Origin of the sequence: Massilia brevitalea, assembly GCF_030711405.1 — a bacterium.
Taxonomy (GTDB): Bacteria; Pseudomonadota; Gammaproteobacteria; order Burkholderiales; family Burkholderiaceae_D; genus Telluria; species Telluria brevitalea.
This window is the reverse complement of record NZ_JAULSI010000079.1, coordinates 1-11,255: the sequence shown is the minus strand read 5'-3', so window position 1 is coordinate 11,255 and position 11,255 is coordinate 1. Positions and strand designations below refer to the sequence as shown.

Annotated in this window: 10 protein-coding genes and 1 pseudogene; 4 read left to right on the top strand and 7 right to left on the bottom strand. The window is 64.9% G+C overall.

Features of this window, described 5'->3' with window-relative positions; translation table 11 throughout:
* Window positions 1–268: 268 nt before the first annotated feature.
* The 7 genes and pseudogenes from QWL29_RS25770 to QWL29_RS25740 form a co-directional block, all read right to left on the bottom strand.
* A pseudogene (locus tag QWL29_RS25770) lies at window positions 269–1,186 on the bottom strand (YifB family Mg chelatase-like AAA ATPase); the annotation flags it as partial.
* A 105-nt stretch (window positions 1,187–1,291) separates the two neighbouring features.
* Window positions 1,292–1,804 carry an adenine phosphoribosyltransferase gene (locus QWL29_RS25765; protein ID WP_305825709.1) on the bottom strand — a complete coding sequence of 171 codons (513 nt, stop codon included), beginning with the start codon at window positions 1,802–1,804 and terminating at the stop codon, window positions 1,292–1,294.
* Between the two features lie 97 nt (window positions 1,805–1,901).
* Window positions 1,902–2,507: a DUF2239 family protein gene (locus QWL29_RS25760; RefSeq protein ID WP_305825708.1), complete on the bottom strand. Its 606-nt coding sequence runs from the start codon at window positions 2,505–2,507 to the stop codon at window positions 1,902–1,904.
* A gap of 145 nt (window positions 2,508–2,652) precedes the next feature.
* Window positions 2,653–3,189 carry an OmpH/Skp family outer membrane protein gene (locus tag QWL29_RS25755; protein ID WP_305825707.1) on the bottom strand — a complete coding sequence of 179 codons (537 nt, stop codon included), beginning with the start codon at window positions 3,187–3,189 and terminating at the stop codon, window positions 2,653–2,655.
* Window positions 3,186–4,112 (bottom strand): protein phosphatase 2C domain-containing protein, encoded by a 927-nt coding sequence (locus tag QWL29_RS25750; protein WP_305825706.1) that lies wholly within the window; start codon window positions 4,110–4,112, stop codon window positions 3,186–3,188. Before QWL29_RS25750 ends, QWL29_RS25755 begins: the two co-directional genes overlap by 4 nt.
* A gap of 78 nt (window positions 4,113–4,190) precedes the next feature.
* Window positions 4,191–6,659 (bottom strand): adenosylcobalamin-dependent ribonucleoside-diphosphate reductase, encoded by a 2,469-nt coding sequence (locus tag QWL29_RS25745; RefSeq protein ID WP_305825705.1) that lies wholly within the window; start codon window positions 6,657–6,659, stop codon window positions 4,191–4,193.
* A gap of 40 nt (window positions 6,660–6,699) precedes the next feature.
* Window positions 6,700–6,954, bottom strand: a complete 255-nt coding sequence (locus QWL29_RS25740) for an accessory factor UbiK family protein (protein ID WP_305825712.1) — start codon at window positions 6,952–6,954, stop codon at window positions 6,700–6,702.
* 260 nt (window positions 6,955–7,214) lie between these two features.
* Here QWL29_RS25740 and QWL29_RS25735 point away from each other — a divergent pair, with 260 nt between their 5' ends.
* From QWL29_RS25735 to gshA, 4 genes are all read left to right on the top strand, one after another.
* Complete coding sequence (locus QWL29_RS25735; RefSeq protein ID WP_370663746.1) at window positions 7,215–7,958, top strand: TorF family putative porin; 744 nt, start codon at window positions 7,215–7,217, stop codon at window positions 7,956–7,958.
* A gap of 13 nt (window positions 7,959–7,971) precedes the next feature.
* Window positions 7,972–8,310, top strand: coding sequence for a P-II family nitrogen regulator (glnK, locus tag QWL29_RS25730; protein WP_229438220.1), 339 nt, complete (start codon window positions 7,972–7,974; stop codon window positions 8,308–8,310).
* A 22-nt stretch (window positions 8,311–8,332) separates the two neighbouring features.
* Window positions 8,333–9,724, top strand: coding sequence for an ammonium transporter (gene amt, locus QWL29_RS25725; protein ID WP_308636209.1), 1,392 nt, complete (start codon window positions 8,333–8,335; stop codon window positions 9,722–9,724).
* Window positions 9,725–9,880: 156 nt separating this feature from the next.
* Entirely contained in the window at window positions 9,881–11,182 is a 1,302-nt protein-coding gene (gshA, locus tag QWL29_RS25720) for a glutamate--cysteine ligase (RefSeq protein WP_305825704.1), read from the top strand.
* Window positions 11,183–11,255 lie beyond the last annotated feature (73 nt).

The window sequence follows — 11,255 nt, the reverse complement described above, 5'->3', positions numbered from 1 at the left end:
TGGCACAATGATGCCGTTATCAGGAGGGTGGAGTCCATCACATTAAGGTAGGCGTTCGCCAGCCGATGGTATCCGGGACGCGAGTCCAAGATACACGGGATGTGCGCTAGTGCCGGATAGCGACTGGCGAAGGGGCTGTCTGGGGTAGACAAAAAAACGGAGTAGCTACGTTGCATGCATGGAATGAGCGAGTCACTATAACTTGCAATGTACTACACAAATTTACAAGAAGCAATCTTGGCTAACGTTATTATGAAGTGCATATAACGAGGAAGAGCACGCCGCAATGCGCCAGCGATATTTCTCCGGGGCGCGGCAGATTCCCGCCACCGACCAGGGCCACGCCCGAGCTGGTGTGGTGCGGGCTGCGGAAGGGCCGCGCGCGCCACTGCTGGGCCGAAAAACGTCCGGTCAGCGAATGCACTGCTGCCGCCTCCAGCGCCTCCTCGTCGGTCATCGGCGGCAGCAGGCCGGGAAAGCGCGCGGCCAGCATGCTCTTGCCGGCGCCGGGCGGCCCGGCCAGCAGGATCGAGTGGTTGCCGGCGGCGGCGATCTCGAGTGCGCGCTTGACGTGGAGCTGCCCCTTGACGTCGGAAAAGTCGGGGTAGCTCGGCGCCTGCGCCGGCGCCGGGTTGCTGTAGCGTTCCAGCCGTCCATCTTCTGCCACGGCGGAGAAGTGGGCGCACACCTGCAGCAGGGTGTCGGCCGGGTAGACGCGGGCATCGAGCACGAGCGCGGCTTCGTCGGCGTTGGCTTTCGGCAGGATGAAGCCGCGGCGCGCACCGCGGCCGCTACGCTGGATGGCAAAGGTCATGGCCAGCGCCCCGCGCACCGGCCGCAGGCGGCCCGAGAGGGACAGTTCGCCCGCGAATTCGTACTTGTCGAGTTCCTTGGAGGGAATCTGGCCCGAGGCCGCCAGGATGCCCAGCGCGATCGGCAGATCAAACCGCCCCGATTCCTTGGGCAAGTCTGCGGGCGCGAGGTTGATGGTGATGCGCCGTGCGGGAATCTCGAAGCCGCCGTTCTGCAGGGCGGCGCGTACCCGGTCCTTGGCTTCACGCACTTCGGCATCGGGCAACCCGACGATCGTTAGCGAAGGCAACCCGTTTGCCAGGTGGACTTCCACACTGACGGGCAGCGCTTCCATGCCGGCCAGGGCGCGGCTTCGCAAGACGGCGAGACTCATGGGATTCCCGGGAAGTGAAGACTCGCAGGATGGTCGCACCGCTCCCGGCAGCGCTTGTTGAGCGCACCCAAGCGTGCGCGGTATCTCAGGTATGTGAAGAAAGCGTCAGACGTCGCGCAGGCACACCACCGGCATGGTCAGCGTGCGCTTGTCCTTGAAGAAAGCGATATCGAACAGCGCCGCCGCCCCGACGACCTCCTTGCCGAGCTGGCGCAGCAGGGAGGCCGCGGCCTCGATGGTGCCGCCGGTGGCGAGCACGTCGTCGACGATCAGCACGCGCTGGCCCTTGATGCGTTCCGGCTGGATCTCGATGGTGGCGCTGCCGTATTCGCGCTTGTAGTCGATGCTGATCGACTTGCCCGGCAACTTGCCCGCCTTGCGCGCCATGGCGAAGCCGACCTGGTGCTCGAGGGCGAGGGCGCCGGCGATCATGAAGCCGCGCGCGTCCATGGCCAGGATGAAGTCGAAATGCAATTCATCGGTCTTCGCATGCAGGGTGTCGATGGCGAGGCGCCAATGGTCGGGATTGTCGAAGATGCAGCCGACGTCGATGAAGTTCACGCCGGGTTCCGGGTAATCCTGGAAGAATTCCAGCGGGACGTTGTCGAAATCGTTCATTGGTAAAGCCTTGTGGTGATAAAGCGCGTGAGTGTACGACGATTATCGGCGCTCTGCGCAAAGACGGCGCGGCGCTTGCCACGCCGCCCTGCCACGCTCAGGTCGCAGCGCCCGGCGCAGCACCCGGCGCAGTACCTGGCGCATCGGCCGGCGGCGCGAATGCCGGCTGGGCCAGCGCCAGCAAGTGCGCGCGCACGCCCGCCGGCCAGTCCGCCACCACCTGCTCCAGCCGCGCCGCATCGCCCGCGAACAGGGCGCGCGAAGCTTCCTCGAAACCGGGTTCGTCGCCCGCCAGTTCGTGCATGAAACGGTAAGCGGAATCGCGCGCCTCGCGCATCGCATCGGCCTGGCGCGCGTCGCGCGACGCATGCTCGACCAGTTTGCGCAGCGCCACCGAGGCGCCGCCCGGCTGCGAGGACAGCCATTCCCAATGGCGCGGCAGCAAGGTCACTTCGCGCGCCACCACGCCCAGCTTCGGGCGGCCGGCGCTGCGCGGCTGCATGCGCGGGATGCGCTGCAACACTTCTTCTTCGGTACCGGTGAAATTGATCTCGACCGGGCGGCTGGTGGCCAGGTCGAGGATAGCGATGGAGTGCTCGGTACCACTGTCGAGCGCGCGCTTGACGGCGCTGACGACCTCGGCCAGGGGCCCCTTGGCCAGCAGGTCGGTGCCAAGAAAGGCGATGCAATGAGAGGGCAGCATGGACGTCTCCGATGAATGACGCACGGCGTGCGCCTGCGCCGATATTACCCGGATAAAAATGAGGGCGCAATAACACCCGGGTTAAATTGTCGAGCTCGGTCCCTGGCCGTTGCGCGTGGCATACGCCGCGCCTGCTTCTTTTTGCTTACTTCTCCAGTTCTTGTGCAACCTTGTCCGTAATGTCGATCGCCGGCCGGTGCCAGATGGTGCGGGTCAGCACCAGGTCGATGCCTTGCCGGACGCGCAACAAGGCGATGATCTCGTTGATGCGCTCCGCCATGCGGCTGCGTTCCTGCATTTTCCGCTCGAACAGGTCTTCCTGGAGAATGGCCTGGTCGCGCCGCACCGCGCGCTCGAGGTCGCCTATTTCGCGCGAGCGCGCCAGGTGTTCGCGGTCGGACAGGTTCGGCGTATCCTGGCCCAGCTTGTCGGACAGCTCGCGCATGCGCCGTACCTCGGCCTGGATCTGCTGGCGGCGCGGCGCAAACTCGGCGTCGATGCCGGCCGTGACTGCCTGGGCGCGCGGCGACTCGCTGAGCAGGCGCTCGACGTTCACCACCACGATACGCGCTTCGCGCGCAGTGCCGCGGCCGGTTTCCTGCGCCGCCGCCAGCGCGGGAAGCGCGCCGCCCAGCGCCAGGCACAGCCACAGCAACGCGCGATGTCTCAAATAGGTTTTCAAGCTGGTTCCTCTGTGGCCCTGGCGCTTGCCGGGCCGGGGCGAATGGTAGGGTTGTCCGAGTCTACGCGATCCTGCGTCCACATGACGGCGGACGCGTCATCCGCGTTCTTGACGGCCAGCGTGCCGGTTGCCCGTGCTGCCTCCCAGGCGCGCAGCTCGGCCATCGGGCCGGCCAGGCCGGCCGAACGGCAGCGGCGCACCAGGCTTTCCTGGGAATACAGGCCGTAGGCGTCGGCCAGGCGGTTGAAGCCGTCCGTCATGGCCAGCACGGCAGTGCCGGCGGGCAGGCGCAGCGTGGTTTCGCGGGCCTGGAAGGGGCCGCGCGGCTGCAGGCACAGGGCGGTCGGCGCCGCGGCGCCGTGCTGGGCTTCGCGCCGCGTGCGCAGCAGCGGCAGCAGGCGCGTGCGGCGTTCCAGCGGATCGATGACGCCATCGCGCGCCAGCGCTGCTACCGCTTCCTGCACCACGGTCTCGAACGGGTTCACGTAGGGATCGAGGTCGATGACCACGCCATCGGCATCGACGGCAAAGGCCTTGCAGTCGCCCAGGCAGTACAGAGAAAGGGCGAGCTGGCCCGCGCTCGGGCGGATGCGGATCCAGGTGAGGGCGGCCAGCGGCCAGGCGTGGACCGGCACATCCTGGCCGGCGGTCTTCTCGAAGTAAGTTCGCTGGACGCTGGCCAGCGCCAGCTGCACGCTGTCGGCCTGGGAGCGCGTGGCGTCGATCACCGGGCCGAGTGCGGCGGCGAAGGCCTGCACGAACCAGGCGACGTCGCCCTGGCACGCTTCGACCACCTGCCTGTCGGCCACCGAAGTTGCACCATCGAGCACGAGGAGGTCAATCAGGCCGTCGGTGTCGAAGACCGCCACCAGGTCTTCATTGATGCCGCCATCAGGTGCGCAGGAAATTCGCTCGATCGCCATTCACTTCGTTCATAAGCTGCTGGATGGCACTATGGTAACACTGCGCCAGCCTGTCAGAACGACCAATGGGCCACATTCTCAACCGCATTCCCCCACGTACTGGCAATTCTCGCAGCGGGTGCAGCCGTCCTGCTTGCGCAGGGCGCGGGCGCCGCATTCCGGGCATTTGGCGGCGGTATGCGCGGCCGGCGCTGTGGCCGGGATCGCCGGCGCCGGCAGCGCTGCACCTGCATCCATCGTGCCTGTGTCCATCCTGGCCGCCAGCCTTCTCGCCAGCTGCGACACCGGCACGCCATTGCCCTGGCTGTCGAGGAAGCCTCGGTTGATCAGTATCCGCTGCAGCATGAAGCCGACCGCCGCCGCTTCCGAGTCGTGGAACACCGGCACCTGCACGCCATCTTCGCGCGTGAGCGTGCCGCAGCGCACCGGGCCCTTTTCCCAGACCACGTCGCGCATGTCGGCCAGGGCCTTGGCGATCGGGCCGCCGGCGCGCGCCAGCATCGACAGCAGCCGCATCGAGGACGTGATCCATTGCTGGCCGTCGGTGCGCTGGCCGGCCGGCATGAAGAACTCGAAGGGGCGCTCGATGACCACCGGCTCGCCCTCGCTGACGCCTTCCACGCGGATGAAGCTGACCGTCAGGTAGAAGGTCTTGCGGCCTTCCTGGGTCGCGTACTCGACCTTCGAGGTCACCGAATCGAGTTCGCCCAGCGGGCGGTTGTCGAAACGCTTGTGCAGCGGGTCCTGGCCGGGCAAGGCTGGCGCTTCTTCCCGCGGCGCCGCCCCGAGCACCTGGCCCACCACCGTATTCGGCCGGTAGGTGGCCAGCCCTTTCAGCCCGGCGCGCCAGGCCTCGCTGTACAGGTCGCGGAAATCCTCGTACGGATAATCGGCCGGCACGTTCACCGTCTTCGAGATCGCGGTGTCAATGAAAGGCTGCACCGCTTCCAGCATGCGCAGGTGGTCGTCGGCGCGCATCTCCAGCGCGGTGACGAACTGCGGCGGCAAGGGTTCCGGTTCCGGATGGCGGCGCCGGTACAAGCGCCATGCATGGTCCTCGACCGCGTAGGCGCGCATCGTGTTGTCCGCCATGCGCTTCTTCCGCTCGTAGGTCCAGGAGTAGGGCGGCTCGATGCCGTTCGAGGCGTTGTCGGCAAAGGCCAGCGAGATGGTGCCGGTGGGCGCGATCGACAGCAGGTGCGAGTTGCGGATGCCGTGGGTGCGGATGGCTTCGCGCAACCCTTCGGGCAGGCGCTTGACGAAATTCCCTTGCAAATAGCGTTCCGCGTCGAACAAAGGAAAGGCGCCTTTTTCGCGCGCCAGCTCGATCGATGCCGCGTAGGCGGCGTCGCGCAGAATCTCGGCGATGCGCGCGGCCATGGCGCGGCCCTCGTGCGTGTCGTAGCGCAGGCCCAGCATGACCAGGGCGCTGCCCAGGCCCAGGAAGCCGAGGCCGATGCGGCGCTTGGCGCGCGCTTCTTGCGCCTGTTGCGGCAGCGGCCACTCGGTGGCGTCGAGCACCAGGTCGAGCATGCGCACGGCGGTCGTTGCCACCTCGCGCAGGCGGGCGACATCGAAGCCCGCATCGGGCTCGAAGGCTTGCGTGACGAAGCAGGTGAGGTTCAGCGAGCCGAGGTCGCAGCAGCCGTAGGCGGGCAGGGGCTGTTCGCCGCAGGGATTGGTGGCGCGCAGCTGCTCGGCGTACCAGAGGTTGTTTTCCTCGTTCATGCGGTCGATGAAGAGCACGCCCGGCTCGGCGTGGTCGTAGGTCGACAGCATGATCTTGTCCCACAGGTCGCGTGCCTTCAATTCGCGGTACACCCAGAGTCCGTCGGCGCGGCGGCGTGCATCCGGTTCTGCGCCAGGTTCCGCGCGGTGCACCAGCTCGAAAGAAGTGTCGGCCTCCAGCGCACGCATGAAGGCATCGGTAACGCCGACCGAGATATTGAAGTTCGACAGGCCGCCCGCGTCCTTGGCCGCAATAAAACGTTCGATGTCGGGATGGTCGATGCGCAGCACGCCCATCTGCGCGCCGCGCCGGGCGCCGGCCGATTCGACCGTCTTGCAGGAGGCGTCGAAGAGTTCCATGTACGACACCGGTCCCGATGCGCGCGAGCGGGTGCCGCGCACCAGGCTGCCGTGCGGGCGGATGGCGCTGAAATCGTAGCCGACGCCACCGCCGCGGCGCATGGTCTCGGCCGCCTCCGACAGGGCGGTGTAGATGCCGGGCAGGCCGTCTTCGGTTCCGGTGACGGAATCACCGACTGGCTGCACGAAGCAGTTGATGAGGGTGGCCTTCAGGTCCAGGCCGGCGGCGGAGTTGATGCGTCCGCCGGGAATGAAGCCCTGTTCCTGGGCTTCGATAAAACGTTCGGCCCAGGCCGCACGCCCCTGCGGCGCTTCGCGCGCCGCCAGCGCATGGGCCACGCGCCGGCGCACCTCGGCGATCGAGGACTCATCGCCTTTCGCATACTTCTCGCGCAGCACGTCGGTGGATACCTCCTGCGGAGGCAAGGTCGTGCCGAGCAGCTTGTCGTTTGCATTCATGTTGCTTTCCTCGGTCAGCTTCCATGAATGCCGGAAGCAATCAGACTTTCGGCACCTGTTCCGTCAGGCGTGCTTCCAGCTCGGCCACGCGCAGTTCGAGTGCTTCGAGCTTGGCGCGGGTCTTGGCCAGGACTTGGGCCTGGATATCGAATTCCTCGCGGGTGACCAGGTCGAGCTTGGAAAAGCCCTGGGTCATCATCGCCTTGACGTTGCGTTCGATGTCCTTGGCAGGCGAGTTTTCCATGGCCTGGTTGATCTTGCCCTGCAAGTCGTTGAAGAAGTTGTTCATGTCAATCAGTCCTAGTGTTCCGGCCGCTGCACCAGCCTGGTGCAAATTGTGGAAAACGGCCTGCTTTGGTGCGTCCTGGCGCCCTGCACATTGTCAGTGCGCGCGTTTGTGTTTATTGAAACCCGAGTGTGGCAGCTGTACCGAAAACGCAGCACACGGGTGCCATGTTAATGCCTGGCACGCAATCTGCTAAGAGAAAGCTAAGCCGTGACACGACAGATTGTAAACCGCATCAGAACCAATCGTTCAATAACAGGGGAATCGTCATGAAAAGCAGGATCGCAGCAAGCGCGGCATTTACGTTGGTAATGGGACTTGGCAACCTGGCCCATGCCCAGGAGCAGGCCCAGGAAGCACCCGCTCCGGAACACCAGGTCAGCTTCAACGCCTCGCTCACCAGCGAATACCGCTACCGCGGCCTGGCGCAAACCCGCTTCGAACCAGCCCTACAGGGCGGCGCCGACTATACCCATTCGAGCGGCTTCTACGCCGGCACCTGGCTCTCGACCATCAAGTGGATCGACGACGCAGGCGGCGACGTGAATGTCGAGATGGACCTGTATGCCGGCAAGCGCGGCCAGATCAACGACAGCTTCAGCTACGACGTCGGCGGCCTGTATTACCTGTATCCGTCGAACGGCTTGCCGACGAATGCGAACACCTTCGAGTTCTACGGCCAGCTCGGCTTCGGCCCGGCCTACGTCAAGTATTCGCATGCCACCAGCAATTTGTTCGGCACCGCCGACAGCAAGGGCAGCGGCTACCTCGACATTGGCGCGAACGTCGACGTCGGCAGCGGCTTCGTGCTGAACCTGCATGCCGGGCGCCAGCGCGTGAAGAACAACAGCGAATTTTCCTATAACGACTACAAGGTCGGCGTGACCAAGGACTTCGGTTTTGCCAGCGCGTCGCTGGCCTGGGTCAAGGCAAATACCGACAGCTACCTCAGCCCGCGCGGGAAAAACCTGGGCAAGTCGGCGGCCGTGCTGTCGGTCTCCAAAACCTTCTGAAAGAGGCTCTACCATGAAACTGATTACCGCCATCATCAAGCCCTTCAAGCTCGACGAAGTGCGCGAGGCGCTCTCCGAAATCAATGTGCAGGGCATGACGGTCACCGAAGTGAAGGGCTTCGGCCGCCAGAAGGGCCATACCGAGCTGTATCGCGGCGCCGAGTACGTGGTCGACTTCCTCCCGAAAATCAAGATCGAGGCGGCCGTCGACGACGTACTGGTCGACCAGGTGATCGACGCCATCCAGGGCGCGGCCCGCACCGGCAAGATCGGCGACGGCAAGATCTTCGTGTCCGACCTCAACCAGGTCATCCGTATCCGTACCGGCGAGACCGGCAACGACGCACTGTAAGGGGATTCCAATGAAATCAATCATGTCCAAACTCCTCGTCGCCGGCCTCGGCCTCGGCATGGCCCTGCCGGCCCTGGCCGCGCCGTCCATCAACAAGGGCGACACCGCCTGGATGTTCATCGCCACCATCCTGGTGATCATGATGTCGATCCCGGGCCTGGCCCTGTTCTACGGCGGCCTGGTGCGCGCCAAGAACATGCTGTCGGTGCTGCTGCAGATCTTCATGATCTTCTCGCTGATCATCGTGTTGTGGTGCCTGTACGGCTACTCGCTGGCCTTTACCGGCGGCAGCCCCTTCATCGGCGGCTTCGACCGCGCCTTTTTGAACGGCATCTATGATGCGGCCAGCGGCGTGTTCTCGATGGGCGCCACCTTCAGCAAGGAAACGATGATCCCCGAGTTCATCTTCGTTGCCTTCCAGGGCACTTTTGCCGCCATTACCTGCGGCCTGATCGTCGGCGCCTTTGCCGAGCGCGCACGCTTCTCGGCGGTGCTGGCCTTCATCGTGATCTGGTTCACCTTCGGCTACCTGCCGATCGCGCACATGGTCTGGTTCTGGGCCGGTCCTGACGCGATCACCGACGCCGCCACGCTGGCAACGGTGACGGCCGATGCCGGCTGGCTGTGGCAGCAGGGCGCGCTCGACTTCGCGGGCGGCACCGTGGTGCACATCAACGCGGCAGTCGCCGGCCTGGTCGGCGCCTACGTGATCGGCAAGCGCGTCGGCTACGGCCGCGAAGCCATGGCCCCGCACTCGATGACCATGACCATGATCGGCGCTTCGCTGCTGTGGGTGGGCTGGTTCGGCTTCAATGCCGGCTCGGCACTGGAAGCGGGCGACGTTGCCGCCCTGGCTTTTGTGAACACCCTGCTGGCGACTGCCGCCGCTACCGTCGCCTGGACCTTCGGCGAATGGGCGACCAAAGGCAAGCCGTCGATGCTGGGCGCCGCGTCCGGCGCCGTGTCGGGCCTGGTGGCAATTACTCCGGCCTGCGGCTTCGTCGGTCCGATGGGCGCGCTGGTGATCGGCCTGGTGGGCGGCATCGTCTGCCTGTGGGGCGTGAACGGCCTGAAGCGCCTGCTGCGCGTGGATGACTCGCTCGACGTGTTCGGCGTGCACGGTGTCGGCGGCATCGTCGGTGCACTGCTGACCGGCGTGTTCGCCGCGCCGCAACTGGGCGGCCAGGGCGTCTGGGACTACGTCACCAACAAACCGTCGGCCGATGCCTATTCGATCGGCCACCAGTTGCTGGTGCAGGCCGAGGCCATCGGCATCACCATCGTCTGGTCGGCCTTCGTCGCCTTTGTCGCCTTCAAGCTGGTGGACATGGTGATCGGCCTGCGCGTGCCGGAAGAGCAGGAACGCGAGGGCCTGGACCTGACCAGCCATGGCGAGCGCGCCTACCATTCGTGATTGCCGAATAGCTGATTGAAGAGGGCGCCCTGCGGGGCGCCTTTTTTTGTGTGCGGCCTGGTAGGCGCAAACCTTTAAAATGGCACGATTGACCCAAGATAATGGCACGCATTGTCAATAAGTCACTCATCAAGAAGCCAATAAGGACGTCCATTCATGGTTCCGCACCTCGCCACCGCCCTGACCGGCCCACTGCTCGATCTGGAAAAGAAAATCCTCGATGCCACGCCGGCCATCGAACGCTGGTTCCGCCTGGAATGGCAGGAACACACGCCGCCGTTTTACTGCTCGGTAGACCTGCGCAATGCCGGCTACAAGCTGGCGCCGGTCGACACCAATCTGTTTCCGGGCGGTTTTCACCACCTGGCCACGGAAATGCTGCCGCTCACCGTGCAGGCCGCCATGGCCGCGATCGACAAGTATTGTCCGGACGCGCGCAATTTGCTGCTGGTGCCGGAAGTCCACACCCGCAATCCGCAATACCTGCAAAACGTCGCGCGCCTGATGCAGATCTTCCGCCAGACCGGCCTGCACGTGCGCCTGGGCTCGCTGTCGCCAGACGTCACCCAGCCGACCCCGCTGGCGCTGCCGGACGGGAACATGCTGGTGGTCGAGCCGATGGTGCGCTCGGCCAACGGCCGCCGCCTGGGCCTGGCCGACTTCGACCCCTGCACCATCCTGCTGAACAACGATCTGTCGGCGGGCATTCCTTCGATCCTGGAAAACGTGCACGAGCAATCGCTGCTGCCGCCGCTGCATGCCGGCTGGGCATTGCGCCGCAAGAGCAACCACCTCAAGGCGCTGGACGAAGTCGCCAAGAAGTTCGGCAAGCTGATCGACATCGACCCATGGATGGTGAACCCGCTGCACGCCAAGGTGAGCGACGTCGACCTCGAGCACGACCATGGCGCCGAAGCGTTGGCCGATGCGGTATCGGCGCTGCTGTCGAAGATCAAGAAGAAGTACAAGGAATACGGCATGAAGGAGCAGAAACCCTTCGTGATCGTGAAGCCCGACGCCGGCACCTACGGCATGGGCGTGACCACCATCAAGGATGCCAGCGAAGTGCGCGACCTGTCGCTGAAGCAGCGCGCCAAGATGTCGGTCATCAAGGACGGCGTGGCGGTCACCGACCTGATCGTGCAGGAAGGCGTGCCGACGTTCGAGAACATCGACGATAACGTGGCCGAGCCGGTGGTCTACATGATCGACCGTTACGTGGTGGGCGGCTTCTACCGCGTGCATGCCGAGCGCGGCGTCGACCAGAATTTGAATGCGCCGGGCTCGCAGTTCGTGCCGCTGGCCTTTGCCCAGCAACACGCGGTGCCGGATCTCAAGGCGAAACCGGGCACGGCGGCGCCGAACCGCTTTTATGTGTATGGCGTGGTTGCGCGGCTGGGCTTGCTGGCGGCTTCGCTGGAGATGGAGCGCACCGATCCGAATCCGGAAGTGTATTAAGGATAGGCAAAAAAGGGACCCTTGCGGTCTAATGCCGTTCAGTTAAGACTGAACGGCATTTTTCTTTTGAGTG